Origin of the sequence: Pseudenterobacter timonensis (genome assembly GCF_900021175.1) — a bacterium.
In the GTDB taxonomy this organism is placed as follows: domain Bacteria; phylum Pseudomonadota; class Gammaproteobacteria; order Enterobacterales; family Enterobacteriaceae; genus Enterobacter; species Enterobacter timonensis.
Map to the genome: position 1 here is coordinate 109,648 of NZ_FCOP01000013.1, position 22,731 is coordinate 132,378.

At 59.5% G+C, this 22,731-nt stretch carries 13 protein-coding genes, 2 tRNA genes and 2 other RNA genes; 8 read left to right on the forward strand and 9 right to left on the reverse strand.

The annotated features are described in order from the left end of the window. Positions 1 to 54: 54 nt before the first annotated feature. On the reverse strand, positions 55 to 957 hold the full coding sequence (gene rssA / locus BN3796_RS15950; RefSeq protein WP_061709356.1) for a patatin-like phospholipase RssA: 903 nt from the start codon (positions 955 to 957) through the stop codon (positions 55 to 57). A gap of 115 nt (positions 958 to 1,072) precedes the next feature. Here rssA and BN3796_RS15955 point away from each other — a divergent pair, with 115 nt between their 5' ends. The 6 genes from BN3796_RS15955 (at position 1,073) to BN3796_RS15980 (ending at position 3,124) form a co-directional block, all read left to right on the forward strand. Beyond that, positions 1,073 to 1,531 carry a YchJ family protein gene (locus tag BN3796_RS15955; protein ID WP_061709357.1) on the forward strand — a complete coding sequence of 153 codons (459 nt, stop codon included), beginning with the start codon at positions 1,073 to 1,075 and terminating at the stop codon, positions 1,529 to 1,531. Positions 1,532 to 1,577: 46 nt separating this feature from the next. Beyond that, entirely contained in the window at positions 1,578 to 2,420 is an 843-nt protein-coding gene (gene purU / locus BN3796_RS15960; RefSeq protein WP_061709358.1) for a formyltetrahydrofolate deformylase, read from the forward strand. A gap of 156 nt (positions 2,421 to 2,576) precedes the next feature. Continuing rightward, positions 2,577 to 2,661: transfer RNA gene (locus BN3796_RS15965), tRNA-Tyr, on the forward strand. A 44-nt stretch (positions 2,662 to 2,705) separates the two neighbouring features. Next, a non-coding RNA gene (locus BN3796_RS15970) (RtT sRNA) lies at positions 2,706 to 2,837 on the forward strand. A 32-nt stretch (positions 2,838 to 2,869) separates the two neighbouring features. After that, positions 2,870 to 2,954, forward strand: a tRNA-Tyr gene (locus BN3796_RS15975). Between the two features lie 43 nt (positions 2,955 to 2,997). Beyond that, positions 2,998 to 3,124: non-coding RNA, RtT sRNA (locus BN3796_RS15980), on the forward strand. Between the two features lie 395 nt (positions 3,125 to 3,519). On the opposite strand, the gene narI is transcribed toward BN3796_RS15980, so the two are convergent. The 5 genes from narI to BN3796_RS16005 all read right to left on the reverse strand — a co-directional run bounded on the left by narI (position 3,520) and on the right by BN3796_RS16005 (position 11,950). Then, on the reverse strand, positions 3,520 to 4,197 hold the full coding sequence (gene narI, locus BN3796_RS15985; RefSeq protein WP_061709359.1) for a respiratory nitrate reductase subunit gamma: 678 nt from the start codon (positions 4,195 to 4,197) through the stop codon (positions 3,520 to 3,522). After that, positions 4,197 to 4,907, reverse strand: coding sequence for a nitrate reductase molybdenum cofactor assembly chaperone (gene narJ / locus BN3796_RS15990; protein ID WP_061709360.1), 711 nt, complete (start codon positions 4,905 to 4,907; stop codon positions 4,197 to 4,199). Before narJ ends, narI begins: the two co-directional genes overlap by 1 nt. Further along, complete coding sequence (gene narH, locus BN3796_RS15995) at positions 4,904 to 6,439, reverse strand: nitrate reductase subunit beta (protein WP_061709361.1); 1,536 nt, start codon at positions 6,437 to 6,439, stop codon at positions 4,904 to 4,906. The genes narJ and narH overlap by 4 nt, the downstream gene beginning before the upstream one ends. Beyond that, positions 6,436 to 10,179, reverse strand: coding sequence for a nitrate reductase subunit alpha (locus tag BN3796_RS16000; RefSeq protein ID WP_061709362.1), 3,744 nt, complete (start codon positions 10,177 to 10,179; stop codon positions 6,436 to 6,438). The genes narH and BN3796_RS16000 overlap by 4 nt, the downstream gene beginning before the upstream one ends. 379 nt (positions 10,180 to 10,558) lie before the next feature. Beyond that, positions 10,559 to 11,950 (reverse strand): NarK family nitrate/nitrite MFS transporter, encoded by a 1,392-nt coding sequence (locus tag BN3796_RS16005; RefSeq protein ID WP_061709363.1) that lies wholly within the window; start codon positions 11,948 to 11,950, stop codon positions 10,559 to 10,561. Positions 11,951 to 12,258: 308 nt separating this feature from the next. On the opposite strand from BN3796_RS16005, the gene narX reads away from it, so the two are divergent. Together narX and narL are read left to right on the forward strand one after the other, a co-directional pair. Next, positions 12,259 to 14,055, forward strand: a complete 1,797-nt coding sequence (gene narX, locus BN3796_RS16010) for a nitrate/nitrite two-component system sensor histidine kinase NarX (protein WP_061709364.1) — start codon at positions 12,259 to 12,261, stop codon at positions 14,053 to 14,055. Beyond that, positions 14,048 to 14,698, forward strand: coding sequence for a two-component system response regulator NarL (gene narL, locus BN3796_RS16015; RefSeq protein ID WP_061709365.1), 651 nt, complete (start codon positions 14,048 to 14,050; stop codon positions 14,696 to 14,698). The genes narX and narL overlap by 8 nt, the downstream gene beginning before the upstream one ends. On the opposite strand, the gene BN3796_RS16020 is transcribed toward narL, so the two are convergent. The 3 genes from BN3796_RS16020 to nirB form a co-directional block, all read right to left on the reverse strand. Beyond that, complete coding sequence (locus BN3796_RS16020; protein ID WP_061710036.1) at positions 14,699 to 16,108, reverse strand: YchO/YchP family invasin; 1,410 nt, start codon at positions 16,106 to 16,108, stop codon at positions 14,699 to 14,701. 132 nt (positions 16,109 to 16,240) lie between these two features. Then, positions 16,241 to 18,742: a nitrate reductase gene (locus BN3796_RS16025; RefSeq protein ID WP_061709366.1), complete on the reverse strand. Its 2,502-nt coding sequence runs from the start codon at positions 18,740 to 18,742 to the stop codon at positions 16,241 to 16,243. Then, a complete protein-coding gene (gene nirB / locus BN3796_RS16030) occupies positions 18,739 to 22,719 on the reverse strand; it encodes a nitrite reductase large subunit NirB (RefSeq protein ID WP_073885257.1) in 3,981 nt (1,326 codons plus the stop codon). The genes BN3796_RS16025 and nirB overlap by 4 nt, the downstream gene beginning before the upstream one ends. Positions 22,720 to 22,731 lie beyond the last annotated feature (12 nt).

The window sequence follows — 22,731 nt, forward strand, 5'->3', positions numbered from 1 at the left end:
CATGCTATTGCAACTATCGCCTGTCAGATTTTGCTGAAGTAATCAAAAGGGTGCTTACACGCTTGTTCGCACCAAGGGTAACAATTCATTCATTTTTTTCTCAACTGCGAGAGTACCGGCGGCGATCGCCGCTTCGGCACGGTGAAAATCAAGCGTCGAGATTTGTGGGCAAAATGGCTGAATCAGAATATCTGGCGGGTCTCCCGCCATACGATTGCGTTTCAGGCGGTTTTCAAGTACCTGAATGGAGGTGGTCATGATCTCCATCGCCGCGGGCGCCGCACGGCTCTGTCGTGCGACCGAACGCCCCAGACGTTCGCGTAGACGGGCATGCCAGGCGCGCTTACCCGCGTCCGCCTTTTCATTGTGGATATTGACTGGCATTAAATCTTGTTGCTGCAGGTGGGCGTCATGCTGCAAATCGACTGCAATGACGATATCGGCTCCCATTGCGCGGGTCAGAGAAATGGGAACAGGGTTTACCACACCCCCATCAACCAGCCAATAACCATTATGGGGTACCGGGGCCATCAGGCCAGGAATACTGCAGGAGGCACGGACCGCCAGGTGAATATCGCCTTCGGTGAACCACAGCTCCCTGCCCGTACTGAGATTGGTTGCCACAGCTCCGAACGGAATCTGGCAATCGCTGAAATCGCTGTACGGCATGACACGCCGGAAATGGTTAAAGACTCGCTCGCCACGCAGCAGACCGCCGCGCCGCCAGGAGAGATCCATCAGACGGAGCACATCCCAGTAGCGAAAGGAACGTACCCACGTTTCGAGCTCCGCCATTTTTCCGCACGCAAAGGCGGAGCCAACCAGCGAACCAATTGAACACCCTGCAACAATATCAATTTCGACACCCAGCCGCTGGAGGGCGGTAATCACCCCAATGTGCGACCATCCCCGGGCCGCACCAGAACCAAGCGCCAAACCAATTTTGACCTTTCTCATTATCCCTGTTTAACTTCCCCTGGATTCCGGGCGTAGCATGATAGCTACCGCTCAGTTAACATAGTGCCACCCAGACGTGTTACAGCGTTAATTTTTTTGTTCCAGGAAGCGAATCGTGTCTCAACTTTGCCCCTGTGGTAGCGCCTCGGATTATAGCCTATGTTGCCAGCGATATCTTACTGGCGCGCAGGTTGCGCCCGATCCGTCACACCTTATGCGCTCCCGATACACTGCTTTTGTGATGAAAGACGCAGACTACCTTATCAAAACCTGGCACCCCTCATGCCATGCGGCCGATTTTCGCCAGGATATCGAAGCGGGATTCGCCCGCACCCAATGGCTGGGGCTGACGGTCTATGAGACCGCCCCCGGCAGCCACGCGCAGGAGGGTTTTGTCAGCTTCGTCGCGCGTTATAGCGAAGAGGGAAAACCGGGCGCTATTATCGAACGCTCCCGGTTCTTACAGGAACAGGGAGAGTGGTACTATATTGATGGTACACGTCCCCAGTTTGGCCGAAACGATCCCTGCCCCTGCGGCTCAGGTAAAAAATTTAAAAAGTGTTGCGGGCAGTAAAGCCTCACCACAGACATTAGTAAACACTCAACAGGATCTCCTCGCGATGCAATCACTACAACGCAAAGTACTGCGTACCATTTGCCCGGACCAGAAAGGTCTGATCGCCCGTATTACCAATATTTGCTACAAGCACGAGCTGAACATCGTGCAGAACAACGAGTTTGTCGATCACCGCACTGGTCGCTTCTTTATGCGCACCGAACTGGAAGGAATTTTTAACGACGCGACTCTGCTGGCGGATCTGGACGGCGCGTTGCCGGAAGGTTCCGTGCGGGAGCTGAACCCGGCGGGCCGTCGCCGGGTGGTGATTCTGGTTACCAAAGAGGCGCATTGCCTGGGTGATTTGTTAATGAAGGCCAACTATGGCGGGCTGGATGTAGAAATCGCCGCGGTGATTGGTAACCACGACACCCTGCGCACGCTGGTGGAGCGTTTTGATATTCCGTTCGAACTGGTCAGCCATGAAGGCCATACCCGCGAGGAACATGATGCGCTGATGGCGCAGGCGATAGAGGCGCATAATCCTGACTACGTGGTGCTGGCGAAATATATGCGCGTATTGACGCCGTCATTCGTGGCCCGTTTCCCGAACAAGATTATCAACATTCACCACTCGTTCCTTCCCGCCTTTATTGGCGCACGTCCCTACCATCAGGCCTACGAGCGCGGCGTGAAGATTATTGGCGCCACGGCGCACTACGTTAACGACAATCTGGATGAAGGGCCGATCATCATGCAGGATGTGATTCATGTGGATCACACCTATACCGCCGAAGATATGATGCGCGCCGGACGCGATGTTGAAAAGAATGTGTTAAGCCGCGCGCTCTATCAGGTGTTGGCCCAGCGCGTGTTCGTCTATGGCAACAGGACGATTATTCTTTAATTCATTGTAAATGAATTGATTAGCTTTCCATCTTTGCGGATAAAAAGCAGCCAAACGATTCATTTTTCTCAAGGAAAGCTTTACAGCGGCGCGTCATTTGATATGATGCGCCCCGCTTCCCGCAAGGAAGCAGGCCAGTAATAAGCATTACCCCGTGGTGGGGTTCCCGAGCGGCCAAAGGGAGCAGACTGTAAATCTGCCGTCATCGACTTCGAAGGTTCGAATCCTTCCCCCACCACCATTATTCACTGCGGTGACGCAGTAACACCGACCGGCAATCCTGAAAAAGGCGCCAGTCGGGGAAGGGTGAGAACCTTCGATTAAGGTTCGACTCTCGCGAAAGCGAGAAAACGTTGCTGAAAGCAACGGCCCGAAGGGTGAGGAGCGAAGCGACGAATAATCCTTCCTCTACCACCATTTCTCAGCTTTACCTCAAAAATTTTACCCCTGGTGGGGTTCCCGAGCGGCCAAAGGGAGCAGACTGTAAATCTGCCGTCATCGACTTCGAAGGTTCGAATCCTTCCCCCACCACCATCTTCCTGATATCTCCTTAGCTTAGTCATCTCAGTTTGCTTACGTTCTGCCCGGAAGGGGAAGGCTGAGAAGCTTCGACTAAGGTTCGATTCGAGCGTAGCGAGAAAGCGTTGCCGCAGGCAACGACCCGAAGGGCGAGGCGCAGCCGAGTCATCCTTCCCCCACCACCATCTTTCTGATATCTCCTTAGCTTAGTCATCTCAGTTTACTTACGTTCTGCCCGGAAAATTTCGGTCGACATTGATCAGCTATTTTCCCCGGTGGCGCTTCGCTTACCGGGGCTACAAATGCTTCCGTAGGCCGGGTAAGGCGCAGCCGCCACCCGGCATCTGACAGCGTCTTCCGCGGTAAACAACCCGAGACGGGATAAAAAAACCCCGCGGATGCGGGGCTGGAATGAAGCAACGAATTAGCGGCGGGCGCTTCGCTTACCGGGGCTACAAATGTATTCCGTAGGCCGGGTAAGGCGCAGCCGCCACCCGGCATCTGACAGCGACTTCCGCTGTAAACAACCCGTCGGGATAAAAAAAACCCCGCGGATGCGGGGCTGGAATAAAGCAACGAATTAGCGGCGGGCGCGTACCACCTGGTATTTACGCGTCAGATACTCCACCGGCGCGCTCCAGATATGTACCAGACGAGAGAACGGGAACAGCAGGAACAGGGTCATCCCCAGCACCAGGTGAACGCGAAACACAAACGCCACGCCGTCCAGATGTTCAGATGCGCCGCCGTGGAAGGTCACGACTGACTGGGCCCAGCCAACCAGTTTCATCATTTCGCTACCGTCCATATGCTGCGCCGAGAACGGAATGGTCAGCAGACCGAGCGCGCACTGCACCATCAGCAGAGAGAGGATCAGGATGTCCGCTCCGGTGGTGGTGGCGCGCACGCGCGGGCTGAACAGACGACGTTTCAGCAGCAGCAGCCCGCCCACCAGCGTCATCACGCCGCAGGCGCCGCCGGCGATCATCGCCATTTTCTGCTTCACTTCAATCGGCAGGAATGACTCATACATCCAGTGAGGCGTGAGCATGCCAAGGAAGTGGCCGGCGAAAATACCCAGGATACCAATATGGAACAGGTTTGAGGCCAGGTTCATCCCTTTGCGGTCCAGCATCTGGCTGGAGGCGGCGCGCCAGGTGTACTGGCCGTAGTCATAGCGCAGCCAGCTGCCAATTAAAAATACCGAACCCGCAATGTACGGATAGATATCAAAGAAGAACATATTCAGGAAGTGCATTAGTGCTGTCCTCCGGTAGAGATATTCAAATATTGCGGGGCAACGGCGCCGGCAAAACGACGCTGGTGCGCGGTAATGTCCGAATCGCTGCAGCCCTGGTCTGCGAAGAATTTAACCTGCTCTTCTTCCCAGACCGCATCCAGCGCCTGCGGAGTATCGTCGCGCGCTTCGTCGGCGATCTTTTCCGCGACCTTATCGCTGTCAATAGCGGTATTCGCCAGCTTCAGCAGCAGGTCGAACAGCACCGCATAGCGGCTTTCGCGCTGTTGCAAACGGGCACTCAGCAGCGCGAGGATCGGCGCGATATCTTTCAGCCCGCCCAGCGCTTCTTCCTGCGGCAGTTGCGCCAGATATTCCAGATAGAGCGGCAGATGGTCCGGCAGCTCACGGCTGTCGAGCACCAGCCCGTGGCGCTCATACTGCGCCATCAGATCCACCATCGCCTGCCCGCGATCGCGGGATTCGCCATGAACGTGTTCAAACAGCAGCAGCGACGTCGCGCGCCCGCGGTCAAAGAGTTCGCTGTAGGCAGACTGCGCATCCAGCACCTCCTGCTTCAGCAGATCACGCAGGAAAATGTCCAGCTGGCGGGCACCCTCTTTATCCAGATTTTCAGACGCCGCGAGGGCGTCGAAAAGTTCCTGCTGATGCTGCCACAGGGCAGCATCCGGATATTCGAGCAGGCGCGAAACAATGACGAGTTCAATCATTGGTGCGGCTCCGTTTTGCTGGTTACATCCACCGCGTCGATGCGACGGCTGTTGAACAGGTTGAAATGAGTATCTGAACCATGGCAACCGTCGCCAAAGGTAAAGCCACAGCCGTTTTTCTCCGGGAACGCCTCACGGGCCAGTTCGCGGTGGCTGCTCGGCACCACGAAGCGATCTTCGTAGTTAGCGATTGCCAGATAACGATACATCTCCTGGGCCTGCGCTTCGGTCAGGCCGACCTCTTCCAGCGCGCGGGTATCGCTCACGCCGTCAACGGTTTCGGCGCGTTTGAAGTGACGCATCGCCAGCATCCGTTTCAGCGCGCGCAGCACCGGCTGGGTATCGCCTGCGGTCAGCAGGTTGGCCAGGTACTGCACCGGGATACGCAGGCTCTCCACATTCGGCAGAATGCCGTTGCTGCCCAGTTCGCCCGCATCGGCAGCAGACTGAATCGGAGACAGAGGCGGCACATACCAGACCATCGGCAGGGTGCGGTATTCCGGATGCAGCGGCAGCGCCAGCTTCCAGTCCATCGCCATTTTGTAAACCGGTGACTGCTGGGCCGCGTCAATTACGCTCTGCGGAACGCCATCTTTCAGCGCCTGCGCAATCACTTGCGGATCGTTCGGATCAAGGAAGACATCCAGCTGACGCTGATAGAGATCTTTCTCGTTCTCGGTGCTGGCCGCATTTTCAATCGCGTCCGCGTCATACAGCAGCACGCCGAGGTAGCGGATACGACCTACGCAGCTTTCCGAGCAGACGGTCGGCATGCCGGCCTCGATACGCGGATAGCAGAAGATGCACTTCTCAGACTTACCGCTCTTCCAGTTGAAGTAGATCTTTTTGTACGGGCAGCCGGTAATGCACATACGCCAGCCGCGGCACTTATCCTGGTCGATCAGCACGATGCCATCTTCTTCACGCTTGTAGATAGCACCGCTTGGGCAGGTCGCCACGCACGCCGGGTTGAGGCAGTGCTCGCACAGGCGCGGCAGATACATCATGAAGGTGTTTTCGAACTGGCCATACATCGCCTTCTGCATGTTCTCGAAGTTCTGGTCTTTGGCGCGTTTTTCAAACTCGCCTCCCAGAATCTCTTCCCAGTTCGGACCGCTGGTGATCTTATCCATGCGCTTGCCGGTGATCAGCGAGCGCGGGCGGGCGATCGGCTGATGCTTGCTTTCCGGTGCGTTGTGCAGGTTCTGGTAGTCGTAATCAAACGGCTCGTAGTAATCGTCGATGCCCGGCAGATGCGGGTTAGCGAAGATTTTACCGAGCAGCATCGCACGGTTACCCATGCGCGGCTGCAGCTTGCCGTTGATTTTACGGATCCAGCCGCCCTTCCACTTCTCCTGGTTTTCCCAGTCGGTGGGGAAGCCGGTACCCGGCTTGCTTTCCACGTTATTGAACCAGGCGTACTCCATCCCTTCGCGACTGGTCCAGACGTTTTTACAGGTCACTGAACAGGTATGGCAGCCGATGCACTTATCCAGATTCAGCACCATGCCGACTTGTGAACGAATTTTCATTTTACGCTCTCCTGTACCTGGTCATTACCTTCGCCGTCTAACCAGTTGATATTCTTCATCTTACGAACCACAACAAACTCATCACGGTTGGAACCGACGGTGCCGTAGTAGTTAAAGCCGTAGGCCAGCTGCGCATAGCCGCCGATCATGTGGGTCGGCTTCGGCGTAATACGGGTCACAGAGTTATGGATACCGCCGCGCTGCTGGGTGATCTCAGAGCCCGGCAGGTTCACGATACGCTCCTGCGCGTGGTACATCATGGTCATCCCGGCGGGTACACGCTGGCTGACCACCGCACGCGCGGTCAGGGCACCGTTGCTGTTGAACACTTCAATCCAGTCGTTATCTTCGATACCCAGATCTTTAGCATCCGCCTCACTCATCCAGACAATCGGACCGCCGCGCGACAGGGTCAGCATCAGCAGGTTGTCGCTGTAGGTGGAGTGGATACCCCACTTCTGGTGCGGCGTCAGGAAGTTGAGCGCTTTTTCCGGATTGCCGTTGGATTTGACGCCCATCACTGCCTTCACCGAACGGGTGTCGATAGGCGGACGGTAAACCAGCAGGCTTTCACCGAAATCGCGCATCCACTGGTGATCCTGATAGAGCGACTGACGGCCCGACAGGGTGCGCCACGGAATCAGCTCGTGAACGTTGGTGTAACCGGCGTTGTATGAGACGTGCTCATCTTCCAGGCCAGACCAGGTCGGGCTGGAGATAATTTTGCGCGGCTGGGCCTGAATATCGCGGAAGCGGATCTTCTCCTCTTCTTTATTCTTCGCCAGATGCGTATGGTCACGCCCGGTAAATTCGCTCAGGGCAGCCCAGGCTTTCACCGCGACCTGGCCATTGGTTTCCGGCGCCAGGGTGAGAATCATCTCTGCCGCGTCGATCGCTGTATTAAGCATCGGCTGACCCTTGGCCGGGCCATCCGCTTTGGTGTAATTGAGCTTACGCAGCAGATCCATTTCGCTCTGGGTATTCCAGGCGATGCCTTTGCCGCCGTTACCGATTTTCTCCATCAGCGGGCCGATAGAGGTAAAGCGCTCGTAGGTTGCCGGATAGTCACGTTCAACCGGAATAATATGCGGCGCGGTTTTACCCGGAATCAGGTCGCATTCGCCCTTCTTCCAGTCTTTCACATCCAGCGGCTGCGCCAGTTCAGCGGCAGAGTCGTGCTGAATCGGCAGCGTTACCACGTCGGTCTCTTTGCCGAGATGCCCTACGCAGACTTCGGAGAATTTTTTCGCGATCCCTTTATAGATTTCCCAGTCGCTCTTCGATTCCCACGCCGGATCAACGGCGGCGGAGAGCGGATGAATAAACGGATGCATATCCGAGGTATTCATATCGTCTTTTTCATACCAGGTCGCGGTCGGCAGCACGATATCCGAGTAGAGACAGGTGCTCGACAGACGGAAGTCCAGCGTCACCACCAGATCCAGCTTGCCGTCGAGGCCGTTATCAACCCACTCCACCTCTTCAGGCTTAACGCCGCCCTGCTTGCCGAGGTCTTTACCCTGAATCCCGTTCTCGGTACCCAGCAGGTATTTGAGCATGTACTCGTGACCTTTACCGGAGGAGCCCAGCAGGTTGGAGCGCCAGATAAAGAGGTTACGCGGATGGTTTTTACCGTTCTCAGGCTGTTCGGCCGCGAAACGGATGGAGCCGTCTTTCAGGGATTTGACGGTGTAATCCACCGGCGTCATCCCTGCTTTTTTCGCCTCCTCGGCGATGCGCAGCGGGTTAGTGCCCAGCTGCGGCGCAGACGGCAGCCAGCCCATGCGCTCGGCGCGTACGTTGAAGTCAATCAGATGGCCACTGTAGCGGGATTTATCCGCCATAGGCGACAGCAGCTCCTGCGCGGTCACCGTCTCGTAGCGCCACTGGCTGGAGTGGTTATAGAAGTAAGAGGTGCTGTTCATGTGACGCGCCGGACGCTGCCAGTCGAGGGCAAACGCCAGCGGCTGCCAGCCGGTCTGCGGACGCAGTTTTTCCTGGCCCACGTAGTGCGCCCAGCCGCCGCCGCTCTGACCAATACAGCCGCAGAAGACCAGCATGTTGATCAGGCCGCGGTAGTTCATATCGAGGTGATACCAGTGGTTCAGACCGGCGCCCACGATGATCATTGAACGGCCGTGCGTTTTATCGGCATTATCGGCAAATTCACGGGCGATACGGGTGATCTGCGCGCGTGGCACGCCGGTGATCTGCTCCGCCCACGCCGGGGTGTAGGCTTTAACTTCATCGTAGCTGGCGGCGCAGTTTTCGTCGTTGAGACCGCGCTCCAGGCCGTAGTTCGCCAGGGTCAGGTCGTAAACGGTCGTCACCAGGGCGGTAGAGCCATCCGCCAGCTGCAGACGTTTCACCGGCAGCTTGTGCATCAGGACGTTCTGCAGCTCAACCTTGTTGAAGTGCTCCGTCCCCTCGCCGCCAAAGTACGGGAAGCCTACTTCGGCGATCTCATCCTGGCTGCCCAGCATGCTCAGGCGCAGCTCGGTTTCCGCACCGGTAGCCGCATCACGCTGTTCCAGGTTCCACTTGCCTTTTTCACCCCAACGGAAGCCGATGGAGCCGTTCGGCGCAACCATCTCACCGTTGCTGTTAAAGGCGACGGTTTTCCACTCCGGGTTATTTTCCTGACCCAGCGCATCCACCAGATCCGCAGCGCGCAGCATACGGCCAGCCGCGTAGTAACCGTCGCGCTCTTCCAGCATCACCAGCATCGGCATGTCGGTGTAGCGGCGAACGTAATCGGTAAAGTACTGGCTCGGTTTATCCAGGTGGAACTCGCGCAGCATAACGTGGCCCATCGCCAGCGCCATCGCGGCGTCGGTGCCCTGCTTCGGCGCCAGCCACAGATCGCACAGCTTGGCGATTTCAGCGTAGTCCGGCGTGACCGCCACGGTCTTGGTGCCTTTGTAGCGCACTTCGGTAAAGAAGTGGGCGTCCGGGGTACGGGTCTGCGGTACGTTTGAACCCCAGGCGATGATATAGCTGGAGTTATACCAGTCGGCGGATTCCGGCACGTCGGTCTGCTCGCCCCAGGTCTGGGGAGAGGCCGGCGGCAGGTCGCAATACCAGTCGTAGAAGCTCAGACAGGTACCGCCGATAAGGGAGAGATAGCGCGCGCCGGAAGCGTAGGAGACCATTGACATGGCCGGGATAGGCGAGAAGCCCGCCACGCGGTCCGGACCATAGGTCTTAACGGTATAGACGTTCGATGCGGCGATCAGCTCATTCACTTCCTGCCAGGAGGAGCGAACGAAACCGCCGCGACCGCGCGCCTGTTTAAAACTTTTCGCTTTGTCGCTGTCTTCGATAATGGATGCCCAGGCGGCTACCGGATCGCTGTGTTGCGCCTTCGCTTCACGCCACATCTTCATCAGGCGCTTACGCATCAGAGGATATTTCAGGCGGTTGGCGCTGTAGAGATACCAGGAGTAGCTGGCCCCACGCGGGCAGCCGCGTGGTTCATGGTTCGGCATATCCGGGCGGGTGCGCGGATAGTCGGTCTGCTGCATCTCCCAGGTCACCAGACCATTTTTGACGAAAATCTTCCAGCTACAGGAGCCGGTGCAGTTTACGCCATGGGTGGAACGAACAACCTTATCGTGCTGCCAACGTTGACGGTATCCATCTTCCCAGTCCCGGTTGGTATTCAGTACCTGGCCGTGCCCATCGGCAAAGGTTTCGCCCTTCTGCTTGAAGTAGCGAAACCTGTCCAGAAATTTGCTCATCGGGTATCTCCTGTATGGAGCCTGTGGCTCTCTAAATCGACATTGCTGATTTGCAGCGAAGGTAACGCCATGAAAGATGGTGAGAATTGACAACGATCAAGACGGACCGGGACTGTAACTGAGTGTTACAGAGGAGCTACCACCAAAGCGGTATAATCAAACTTTGATTATTTATCTGATTTAAAAGGATATTTTTATTTTATCCTACAAATGACGCAGCCATTTTTAACATCTTAGGTATTAAGGGGTAGAACACCCTGCAATGCGACCCCGATCGCGGTTTATCGTTGTGCTTCCCGGGTTTCAATCAATAGTATGTTGTAACTAATTAAAGAGCTGAAAAAGCGCGGCATAGTGCCGCGCCAGAAGTCATGAGGCCTTATTTTTTAGCCTTGCGACCGTATACCAGCCAGGTGATAAACACGCAGGCGATATAGAAGATCAGGAATACTTTCATCGCCCCCGCCGGTGACCCGGTGAGATCCAGTGAAATACCGAACGCTTTAGGGATGAAGAAGCCGCCAATTGCGCCAATCGCGGAGATAAAGCCCAGCGCCGCCGCGGTGTCGGTTGCCGCTTCACGCATCGCCTGCTCTTCACTACCACCCTGCGCCTTAACGCGATCCATCGTCAGCTTACGGAAGATAACGGAGATCATCTGGAACGTAGAGGCGCTACCCAGCCCCGCAGTCAGGAACAGCACCATAAAGACGCCGAAGAAAGCGATGAAGTTACCGCCCTGCCCGTTCACCGGCAGCGTCAGGAACAGCAGCGCACAGAAGACCGCCATCACCACGAAGTTAACCAGCGTGACGCGGGTCCCGCCCAGACGGTCGGAGATCATCCCACCCATGGAGCGCGCCAGGGCGCCGATAAACGGACCAAAGAAGGCGTAGTGCAGGATCTGCACCTCCGGGAACTGGGTTTTGGAGAGCATCGCAAACCCGGCGGAGAAGCCGATAAAGGAGCCGAAGGTCGCGAGGTAAAGCAGCGCCATGATCCAGAGATGGGCGCGTTTCAATACCGGCAGCTGCTCGCTGAGGGAGGCTTTAGAGGCCGCGATATCGTTCATAAAGAACCACGCCGCCAGGGTGAAGATCACTAGGAACGGTACCCAGATCCACGCCGCATTCTCCAGATAGAGCATGGAGCCGTCCGGAAGCGTAGCGCCCGTACCGCCAAAGATCGCGAACATTGAGACAGAGATGGCCAGCGGTGCGATCAGCTGCATGACGCTCACGCCCATGTTGCCCAGGCCGCCGTTGATGCCCAGCGCACCGCCCTGCTTCGCCTTCGGGAAGAAGAAGCTGATGTTCGCCATGCTGGAAGCGAAGTTTGCGCCAGCAAAGCCGCAGAGCAGGGAGATGATAACGAAAACGCTAAAGGGGGTAGAGGTATCCTGTACCGCAAAACCCAGCCAGACGCACGGCACAATCATGATGCCGGTGCTGAAGGCGGTCCAGCGGCGTCCGCCAAAGAGCGGAACCATAAATGCGTAAGGCACGCGCAGCAATGCGCCGGAGAGTGCCGGTAAGGCGGTCAGCATGAAAAGCTGATCGGTCGTAAAGGTGAAGCCGACTTTCGGCAGGTTAACCGCAACGGCGCTGAATAACATCCAGACGCAAAACGCCAGCAGCAGACATGGAACAGAAATCCACAGATTACGGCTTGCCACGCGGTGACCGCGTGACGCCCAGAAAGCCGGATCCTCAGGACGCCAGTCGGTAATAACAGCACCAGTTGCCCGTTCCGGGGCGGATGAGTGACTCATAGACACCTCTGATTCTTGAATGATGCTGCAAACATTAGGGTTTTAAGCTGGCGGTAAGTTGATATAAATCAAAGGAAAAGTTGACGCCCTGAGGGTAAAAAATGGCTACTTATCCTTAGTGAGTAGGGAGTTTCGGTAAAAAAGGTGTGGTTTTTCACGCGACTGTATACCGTTACGTCTCGCCTCCTCCCCTGCGCTACTCCTCTGGCAATTAAGAGGTAATCCTTTGTTGGTATGGGTATACTCCGGGGTATGCACCAGAATAGCGCCATTCCTGGAGGCAGGTCTAATCAGGAGCACGGCTAATCATGTTCAAACGACTCTTTTCACCGCTTTCGCTGGTTAACCAGCTGGCGCTTATTGTTCTGCTGTCCACCGCTATCGGCGTGACCGGCATGGCGATCTCTGGCTGGCTGGTACATGGTATCCAGGGAAGCGCTCACGCCATCAATAAAGCGGGCTCGCTGCGTATGCAGAGCTATCGTCTGCTGGCCGCCATCCCCCTCACTGCCGAAGATAAACCGCTGCTGGATGAGATGGAAAACACCGCCTTTAGTCCCGAACTGGCGACGGCCGCCAGACGCGACGGGCAGCAGGCGCAGCTTCAGGCGCTGCAGGGCTACTGGCAGGCGGAGCTGGCCCCTGCGCTACAGCGGGCGCACGACCCGGACGCGGTCGCCGGGGATGTCTCCCGCTTTGTAAAGCGCATCGATACCCTGGTCTCCTCTTTTGATCATACGACTGAGCTTCGCGTCAAGCGCGTGGTGCTGGTTCATCGCTGCCTGGCGGTGGTGATGGGGCTGCTCTTTATCTTTACGATTATCTGGCTGCGCGCCCGGCTGTTACGCCCCTGGCAGCAGCTTCTGGCGGTCGCCCGCGCCGTGACCACCCGTGATTTTACCCAGCGGGCGCACATCAGCGGTCGCAATGAGATGGCGATGCTCGGCCAGGCGCTGAATGACATGTCCGGCGAGCTGGCGCAAAGCTATGCGGTGCTGGAGCAGCGGGTACAGGAAAAGACCGCCGGGCTTGAACAGAAAAATGAGATCCTCTCCTTTCTCTGGCAGGCCAATCGCCGGCTTCATATGCAGGTTCCGCTCTGCGAGCGGCTTTCACCGGTGCTTAACGGTCTGCAAAATCTGACGCTGCTGCACGATATTGAGCTGCGGGTCTACGATGTGGAAGATGAGAAGAATCATCAGGAGTTTACCTGCCAGTCCGATCTCTCCTGCGATGATAAAGGCTGCCATCTCTGCCCGCGCGGCCTGCCGCCGCTAGCCAGCCCCGGTAATACGCTGAAGTGGCGACTGGCGGACAGCCATACCCAGTACGGTATTCTGCTGGCCACCCTCCCCTCCGGAAAGCATCTGAGCCACGATCAGCAGCAGCTGGTGGATACGCTCGTGGAGCAGTTAACCGCCACGCTGGCCCTCGATCGCCACCAGGAGAAACAGCAGCAGCTGATAGTTATGGAGGAGCGCGCCACCATTGCCCGCGAGCTGCATGACTCCATCGCCCAGTCGCTCTCCTGCATGAAGATGCAGGTAAGCTGCCTGCAGATGCAGGACGACGCTCTCTCCGAGGGCAGCAAGCAGCTGTTAAGTCAGATCCGCAACGAACTGAATACTTCCTGGATGCAGCTGCGCGAGCTGCTGACCACCTTCCGGCTGCAGCTCACCGAGCCGGGGCTGCGTCCGGCGCTGGAGGCGAGCTGTCAGGAGTTCAGCGGTCGGCTGGGCTTTCCCGTGAGGCTCGACTATCAGCTCCCGCCCCGCTTTGTCCCCTCTCATCAGGCGATTCATCTGCTGCAAATTGCCCGGGAGGCGCTGAGCAACGTGCTGAAGCATGCCGAGGCCACCGCCGTGACGGTGACCGTGACGCAGCAGGCGAATCAGGTCAAACTGATCGTCACCGATAACGGTCGCGGCGTACCGGAAAACGCCGAACGAAGTAACCACTATGGTTTAATCATTATGCGGGACCGCGCCCAGAGCCTGCGCGGGGATTGCCAGGTACGCCGCAGAGAGTCGGGCGGCACCGAGGTAGTGGTCACTTTTATTCCCGAAAAGCCTCTTTCAATAGTGCAAGGAGAAAAACATGACTAACCCGGAACCGGCAACCATCCTGTTAATCGACGATCACCCGATGCTGCGCACCGGCGTCAAACAGCTTATCAGCATGGCGCAGGATATCACTGTGGTCGGCGAAGCCAGCAATGGCGAACAGGGTATCGAGCTTGCCGAGTCCCTCGACCCCGATCTGATCCTGCTCGATCTCAACATGCCCGGTATGAACGGTCTGGAGACCCTCGACAAGCTGCGGGAGAAATCGCTCTCCGGGCGCGTGGTGGTCTTTAGCGTTTCGAACCATGAAGAAGATGTGGTGACCGCCCTCAAGCGCGGCGCGGACGGCTATCTGCTGAAAGATATGGAGCCGGAAGATCTGCTCAAGGCGCTGCAGCAGGCGGCGGCAGGGGAAATGGTGCTGAGCGATGCGCTCACGCCGGTGCTGGCGGCCAGCCTGCGCGCCAACCGCGCCACCTCCGATCGCGATGTCAGCCAGCTGACCCCGCGCGAGCGCGATATCCTGAAGCTTATCGCCCAGGGATTGCCTAACAAAATGATCGCCCGCCGTCTGGATATCACCGAGAGTACGGTGAAGGTGCATGTAAAACACATGCTGAAGAAGATGAAGCTGAAATCCCGCGTCGAAGCCGCCGTCTGGGTCCATCAGGAGCGTATTTTTTAATTACTCTCCAGGCAGCTGCATCTCGCTGTCGTCGCTCTCCGGAAGGAGCCCCACCGGCTGCGACACTGCAAGCGTGATCTCATTGGAAGAGACACGCTGCCCCTTCTCATCCTCAACTACCACCGAAAGATGCCAGCGATTGCTCGCCCCTTCGTTTGCCTGCCAGGCAGGAATAATTACGCTCCAGCCCTCGCTGCTGTTGGCTTTCGCCGGCGCGGTCAGGCTTAGCGCCTGAGTATCGCCCTGCCAGTGCAGCGCGCGTACACCGTGGGTGCTATGGATCTGCAGCTTCAGCATCACCGTTTCGCCAGGCTGGAGATCCCAGGGCGGCGTCGCCAGATAGACAGAGAGCGTTTTACGCTGACGGAACTCCATGACCGGGAGGTTATTGCGCTCCGTTGGATCGTAGCGGCTCCCGCGCAGGGAACGGGTAAGCGCCACCTCGCTGGCGGAGAGCTGTTTTTTGAGCGGCACGCCGAAGCGGTAATTGATCTTCATTCCCAGGTTGTTCTGGCTTTCGCCGCTCTCCCCCTGCTTGTGCGCGGCGGTAAAGGTGAACAGCGGCACCGGGGTATAGTTGAGACCGAGATTAACCGCCACCGGATTGTGGTATCCCGTGCCGCTGCGGAAGAGATCGACGTTGTCGCCGAAATATTGCTCAACGCTGAAGCTGGTGTTCAAATGGTTAAAGCCCGGCAGCCAGGCGCTGGCGGTCACATCATAGCCACGCGCCATGCGCCAGTCCTGAGTCGCAGAGCTGTCGCCCCATCCGTTCAGGGGGTGGTAGTAATTGGCCGACAGGCGCAGGTTTTCGCCCCACGCCTCAGCGCCCAGCCCGGCACGCTGAAGGTGGTCATCCAGCAGGGAATCATAGAAGGTGTTGTAGCCGACCAGCCACTTGCCCGCCACCCAGCGCTGGCCGATGCCCGCATTTCCCACCAGCCCGTCGGTTTGCTGCGTCAGCCCCAGCTGGCTCCAGTTGAGATAGCGGCTGTTATCCTCCCAGGGGATAAACCAGCTCCCCTGGCTGCCGGTGAAATTTCCCTCCCGGTCCACCAGCAGGTTGACGCTGGCGTTACCCCAGGGCGAAAGCAAAGAGGCTATCTGCTCATTCACTTCGCCGCTGATCGCATCGCGCACCTTGCCTAAGGCAAACTGCCGCGCCTGCTCGCCGGGGGTAAGACCATTATCGGTCATGCTCGCTTCGCCGAAGGCTTTCGCCATTTCAGCCAGATGCTTTTCGGTCTCATCGGTGGAGGTTGCCATCCCTAAATCGGGCAGCCCGTCGCTGTTGTTATCAAAGGGGTTTTGCGCCTGCTGAAGAAAGGAGTCCGGCGCACCAGAAACAGCTCCCGCCGAAAGAAGGAGGGAGAGAAGCAGCAGACGACGAATGCGGAAGACAACGATCATCAACGTATAAATGTGATCCATATCGCACGGAGAATGAGGTTATACCTTAGCGCGATTTGGCAGAATTTGCAGCCTTAAGTGAGATTTACAGAATAAGTGAAGTACCCCTCTCCGCGGCAAAGAGGGGCCTGGTTAACGGGAGCCCGCCTGACGCTCCCCCGTCAGCGATTTCAGCTCCGGCAGGCAGGAGCCGCAGTTCGTGCCGCAGCGCAACGTTTGTCCCAGGGCGGCGGCCGTACAGCAGCCGGCTGCGATCGCTTCGCGAATGCGGTTCTCCCCCACGCTAAAGCAGCTGCAAATTATCCGCCCCTCTTCCCGACGCTCTCCCGCCGGTTGCCCGTGAAGCAGCGCGTGACGCTCCGCGAGCCCGACAGGCGAAGAGGCAAACGCCTCCACCACAAATTCGTGTAGCGGCCGACTTCCCTCCCAGAACCCGAGCATCAGCCGCCCCGCCTGCCAGGCGAGCAGGCTGCTGCGCTCCCCGCTTCGGGCGATTTGCACCTTCCATTCATGCGCCCGGCAGAGGGCTTCTGCCCATGCCAGCAGAGAGCTGTCGCAGGCAAAGGAAAGGTGGCCAACGCCGGGCGCCGCTTTGCGCCACCAGTGCACCGACGCCGGCAGGTCGGGCAGGACGCGGGCGTAGAGTTCACCCTTTCTGACGGGGAGCCAGGGTAAAATACGCACTGCCGTCTGCTTACTCTCCGGCTGACCGGAGAGCGGATCGCAGCGCCCCTCCACCAGCGCGTTGACGCCTCCCTCGCGGGCAAACTGCTTGTTCCAGTGCATAGGGACAAACAGCTCCCCGGGGCGTTGCCCTTCGCTGAGCCGCACCCTGGCCACCATCACCCCGCGCGGCGAACTGATACGCGCCAGCTCTCCTTCGGTCAGGTAAAAACGCGCCGCATCCACGGGGGAGACATCCACATACGGCTCCGGAAGATGTTGCATAAGTCCGGGCACCGCACCGGTTCGGGTCATGGTATGCCATTGATCGCGGATCCTGCCGCTGTTGAGCAGCAGAGGGTACAGGGCGTTCGTTTGCGCGCCATGCTCCCGAGGCTCCACGGGGATAATGCGTCGCACCGGCAGGTTGCCCGCAGGCCACTGCCACGGCTCAAACGCCTCCCACTGCCTCCGCGTCAGCCCCGTCAGCGGCTGAAGATTGAAGGCCCGCGTCCCGTCATTCTCAAAGGCGGTCAACGCCGCATGTTCGTTAAAGATGTCGTGCGGATGTTGCCAGCTAAACGCCTCGCCATAGCCCAGCCGCGCGGCCATCTGCGCAATGATCCACCAGTCCGGCTTCGCTTCCCCGGGGGCGGGCAAAAAGGCGCGCTGGCGGGAGATGCGCCGTTCAGAGTTGGTTACCGTCCCCTCTTTTTCTCCCCAGGCGAGCGCCGGAAAGCGCACATGGGCGAAGCGGCTGGTGTCCGTATCCCGCACCACCTCGGAGACAATCACCAGCGGACAGGCGGCCAGCGCCTGGCTGACCTTATGGCTGTCGGGGAGCGATACCGCCGGGTTGGTCCCCATGATCCAGATCGCTTTCACCTCCCCCCGGGCAATGGCATCAAACAGCTCCACCGCCATCAGTCCCGGCGTTTGCGCCAGCCGCCCGGTACCCCAGAAGCGGGCGACGCGGGAGAGATCGTCCGGCTCAAAGTTCATATGCGCCGCCAGCTGATTCGCCAGTCCGCCCACCTCGCGTCCGCCCATCGCATTTGGCTGCCCGGTCAGCGAAAAGGGGCCGCATCCTGGCCGGTTAATCTTTCCGCTCGCCAGATGCACATTGATGATGGCGTTACACTTATCGCTGCCGCTCGTGGACTGGTTAATTCCCATGGTGTAAAGAGTGATAGCCCGCGGCGCGCTCAGAAACCAGTCGTAAAAGGTGTCCACGTCCCCCTGCGCCAGCCCGCAGTATTCCGCCGCCCAGGCTGCCGCTCCCGCTCCTTGCCCCTGTATGATCCTGAGCAGGCCAACGAACAGCCCCGCGTCGCTGCCCGGTCTGAGCTGCAGATGCAGATCGGCAATATCGCAGGTGGCGGTATGGCGTGGATCGATAACCACCACCCGCATGGCGGGATTGGCCTCCCGCGCCCGCGCCAGCCGCTGAAAGAGGACCGGATGCGTCCACGCCGCGTTGGAGCCCGCCAGCACCACCAGATCGCTTTTTTCCACATCCTCGTAGCTGCAAGGGACGATATCCTCCCCGAAGGCCCGCTTGTAGCCCGTCACCGCCGACGACATACAGAGCCGGGAGTTGGTATCGATATTCGCCGCGCCGATAAAGCCCTTCATCAGCTTATTGGCGGCGTAATAGTCTTCCGTCAGCAGCTGGCCGGAGGCATAGAAGGCGACCGCCCGTGGCCCGTGAGCGGCGATAATCTCCCGCAATCTCTCCCCGGCGTGATCAAGCGCATGCTCCCAGCTCGCCTCGCTGTCACCGAGCATCGGGCGCAGCAGCCGTCCTTTCAGCCCCGTCGTCTCCCCCAGCGCCGCCCCTTTTACGCAGAGCCTGCCGTAGTTCGCCGGGTGGCGCTCGTCGCCGCGCACCCGCACCGCCCCCTCCTGCAGGTTAACCACCACGCCGCAGCCCACCCCGCAATAAGGACAGGTGGTTCGGATCCCGGTCATGAGGCCTCCGCGCGTAGCACCATCTCTTCACGGCTGACCCAGACCCGGCCCGCCTCCACCTTCACCGGCCAGGCGCGCACCAGCGGCTCGCCGCTCTCCGGCTGGCAGCCGTCCTTGAGGCGAATACGCTGTTTGTAGAGCGGAGAGATCACCACCGGTTCGCCCCCCGCATCCCCCAGAATACCGCGCGAAAGCACCTGCGCCTCGCTGCCCGGCTCCCGGTCGTCCAGCGCATAAACCGCTTTGCCGAAGCGGAACAGAGCAATCGGCAGGCCGCCCAGCCGCGCACCAATCCCCGCCTGTTCCGGAATTTCATCCAGCCCGCAGATCGCCTGCCAGCGCGAAGCCTGCGCAGGGGCATCAACGTTGACGCTTGTGCGAAAGAGCGCCAGCCGGCCAGGATCGGCGAGCGTGGTCTGCCATTCACACTGGTAGCTCCCGATAACGCGCGCCATCTCCTGCTCCAGCTCGTCACCTATGCCGAGGCTGTCGTGAATAATCACCTCCCGCAGGTACTCCAGCCCCCCCTCCAGATTGTCCATCCAGCTGCTGGTGCGCTGTAGCCGGTCCGCCGTGCGGATGTAGAACATCAGAAAACGATCCACCAGGCGGATCAGCGTCTCGTCGTCCAGATCGCTGGCGAAGAGATCCGCGTGGCGCGGCTTCATTCCGCCGTTACCGCAGAGATAGAGATTCCACCCCTTGTCGGTGGCAATCACTCCCACATCCTTACTTTGCGCCTCGGCGCATTCGCGGGTACAGCCCGATACCGCCATCTTGATCTTGTGCGGCGCGCGCAGCCCCTTGTAGCGGTGCTCCAGCCGGACGGCGAGGCGGGTAGAATCTTGCACCCCGTAGCGACACCAGGTCGAGCCGACGCAGGACTTCACCGTTCGCAGGGATTTCCCGTAGGCGTGACCGGTTTCAAACCCCGCCTCCACTAGCGCCTGCCAGATGGCCGGCAGCTGATCGAGCGTAGCGCCAAAGAGATCGATACGCTGGCCGCCGGTGATCTTGCTGTATAGCTGAAAGCGTTTCGCGATCTGCCCGATGGCGATCAGCCCCTCGGCGCTCACCTCTCCGGCGGGCATCCGCGGCACGACGGAGTAGGTCCCATCCTTCTGAATATTGGCGAAGTAGCGGTCATTGGTGTCCTGCAGCGGCAGATGTGCCGGCTTCAGCAGATATTCGTTCCAGCAGGAGGCAAGTACCGACGCCACCAGCGGTTTGCAGATCTCGCAGCCCTCCCCCTGCCCGTAGCGGCCGATCAGCTGCCCGAAGGTGCGGATATGGTTAACGCGCACCAGATGGTAAATTTCCTGGCGCGACCAGGGGAAGTGCTCGCAGATATCCTTCTTCACGGCGACGCCCTGCTCCGCGAGCTGGTGCTCCATCACCTGCTTCACCAGCGCGCTGCAGCCGCCGCAGCCGGTCGCCGCCCGGGTGCAGGCTTTAATCGCGCCCACATCCGTCGCCCCGGCCTTCACCGCCTCGCAGATATCCCCTTTGCTGACGTTATGGCAGGAGCAGATCTGCGCGTTCTGCGGTAGCGCGGCAACCCCCAGCGCCTTCGGCGCGTCGCCTGCGGGGAGGATCAGCGTTTCCGGCGCTTTCGGCAGCGGCAGGCCGTTTAGCATCATCTGCACCAGCGTGGCATATTCCGCGGCATCCCCCACCAGCACCCCGCCCAGCAGCGCCGTACCATCCTCGCTGACCACAATTTTTTTATAGATTTGCCCCGGACCGTGGGTCCACTGGTAGCTTTGCGAACCCGGCGTACGGCCATGGGCATCGCCAAATGAGGCGACATCCACCCCCAGCAGCTTGAGTTTGGTGCTCATATCCGCACCGGTAAACACCTGTTCTTCGCCGGCAAGCCGCGCGGCAACCACCCGCGCCATCTGATAGCCGGGGGCGACCAGACCAAAGATTTTGCCCTCCCAGAGGGCACATTCGCCGATGGCAAAGACATCCTCGTCCGAGGTGCGACAGTTATTATCGATGCAAATGCCGCCGCGCTCGCCGATTGTCAGGCCGCTGCTGCGCGCCAGGGCGTCCTGCGGGCGGATACCGGCGGAAAAAACCACCATATCGGTTTCAAGCTGGCTGCCATCGGCGAAGCAGAGCGTCATTCCGTTCCCGGCAGGGACAATCTCCGTGGTCGATTTCCCGGTTAACACGCTAACCCCCAGCGCCTCGATTTTACGCCGCAGCATGGCCGCCCCGTCGCTGTCCAGCTGCACGGCCATCAGATGCGGGGCAAACTCGACCACGGCGGTCTCCAGCCCGAGTTGACGCAGGGCGTTGGCCGCCTCCAGTCCCAGCAGGCCGCCGCCGATCACCACGCCGCGCCGGGCGGTGGCGGCATGCGCGCCGATGCGATCCAGATCGTCCAGGGTGCGATAGACAAAACAGCCCGGCAGGTCGCTGCCCGGCACGGGCGGCACGAAAGGCCAGGAGCCGGTCGCCAGCACCAGCTTGTCCCAGTGGGTTTCGTGCCCCCCGACGGTGCGGACCACCCGCGCCGCCAGATCGAGCTGCGTCACCGGTTCGCCGAGGCGTAGTTCGATCTGGTGGTCAGCAAAGAAATCGCCCTCCACCATCGAAAGCGATTCGGCGCTGCGTCCGGCGAAATATTCTGACAGATGGACCCGATCGTAGGCGGCGTGACGTTCTTCGCCAAAGACGACGATCTGGTACTGCTTATGCAGATTGCGGCGCACGCAATCCTCAAGAAAATGGTGGCTTACCATACCGTGTCCCACCACTACCAGCGTTGATTTTGTCATAGCGTTCTGTCCTGCAACCCGCGGTTGCGTTGTGAAACGATCGAACAGCCAGTCCGCGTCGGCGGGCACCGGCTGAGCCAGTAAGTCGGTGAAGGTTGCCGCGCTGCGGCAATCCCCCATCAGCAGCACCCCGGCCAGCTGCCCGTGGCGCACCAGCAGGCGGCGGTAGTGGCCGGTCTGCGCATCCAGCGAGGTCCAGACCGCATCCTGCGGCTGCGCGGTGGCATCCCCCGCGCAAAAGAGCGCCACGCCCGGCACCTTGAGGCGCATCCCCGGCGCAGGGGGAGCGGTGAGTTCAGGGGGATCGCCCGCCAGACGCGCAGCCAGCCGATCCGCCTGCGCCAGGCAGGGGGCGACCAGCCCCACCGTCTCCCCTTCCAGTTCGCAACACTCGCCGATGGCGCTGATATGGGCGAGAGAGGTGCGCATCAGGCTGTCCACCACGATGCCGCGGTGGCAGGCCAGACCGCAGGCATGAGCCAGCGCCACGTTGGGCGCGACGCCGGTGGCGAGTAACACGCGCCCGGCGGGAAGAGAGGTGTTGTCGCTGAGCCACACCTTCTCTGGCTCAATTTCACGGATACTGACCCCCAGACGACAGCGGATCCCCTGCTGCTCCAGCGCCTGCTCCAGCAGCAGCCCCGCCTGCAGATCCAGCTGCTTTTCCATCAGCCAGTCGCCCCGGTGAATTAATGTGACGTTGTCACACAACGTTTTCAGCGCCGCTGCCGCCTCCACCCCGAGCACGCCGCCTCCGAGCACCACGGCAGGCCCGCGCGCCGCCATCAGCGCTGCCGCATCCCGCAGGGTACGGAAGGTAAAAACATGCTTCCTGTGGACGCCGGGGATCGGCGGCAGGTAAGGCGTCGACCCGGTCGCAAAGACCAGTTCATCCCACACCAGATGGTGCTCCCCGGCGCGCAGGGTGCGCGCACTGGCGTCGACTGCCGTCACCCGTTCGCCGGTCAGCACGGTGACGCCGCGCTCGCGATACCAGGCCGCCTCATGCAGCCGCGTGGCCGCCGCGCTTTTATCCCGCCCCAGCACCGAGGGAAGCTGTATGCGGTTGTAGGCCAGCTCCGGCTCCTCGCCGATAACCGTGATGGCGTAGCGTCCGGAGGCGCGTTCGCTAAGCGACTCGATAAGCCGGGTGGCCGCCATACCATTGCCGATAATTACCAGCCGCATGATTGCCTCCCC

Bases quoted from the DNA above. Each gene is read 5' to 3' on its own strand.
- narH (WP_061709361.1), bottom strand. From the start codon at position 6,439: ATGAAAATTCGTTCACAAGTCGGCATGGTGCTGAATCTGGATAAGTGC.
- BN3796_RS16020 (WP_061710036.1), bottom strand. From the start codon at position 16,108: ATGATCGTTGTCTTCCGCATTCGTCGTCTGCTGCTTCTCTCCCTCCTT.
- rssA (WP_061709356.1), bottom strand. From the start codon at position 957: ATGAGAAAGGTCAAAATTGGTTTGGCGCTTGGTTCTGGTGCGGCCCGG.
- nirB (WP_073885257.1), bottom strand. From the start codon at position 22,719: ATGCGGCTGGTAATTATCGGCAATGGTATGGCGGCCACCCGGCTTATC.
- BN3796_RS16025 (WP_061709366.1), bottom strand. From the start codon at position 18,742: ATGACCGGGATCCGAACCACCTGTCCTTATTGCGGGGTGGGCTGCGGC.
- narI (WP_061709359.1), bottom strand. From the start codon at position 4,197: ATGCACTTCCTGAATATGTTCTTCTTTGATATCTATCCGTACATTGCG.
- BN3796_RS16005 (WP_061709363.1), bottom strand. From the start codon at position 11,950: ATGAGTCACTCATCCGCCCCGGAACGGGCAACTGGTGCTGTTATTACC.
- BN3796_RS16000 (WP_061709362.1), bottom strand. From the start codon at position 10,179: ATGAGCAAATTTCTGGACAGGTTTCGCTACTTCAAGCAGAAGGGCGAA.
- narJ (WP_061709360.1), bottom strand. From the start codon at position 4,907: ATGATTGAACTCGTCATTGTTTCGCGCCTGCTCGAATATCCGGATGCT.
- narL (WP_061709365.1), top strand. From the start codon at position 14,048: ATGACTAACCCGGAACCGGCAACCATCCTGTTAATCGACGATCACCCG.
- narX (WP_061709364.1), top strand. From the start codon at position 12,259: ATGTTCAAACGACTCTTTTCACCGCTTTCGCTGGTTAACCAGCTGGCG.
- purU (WP_061709358.1), top strand. From the start codon at position 1,578: ATGCAATCACTACAACGCAAAGTACTGCGTACCATTTGCCCGGACCAG.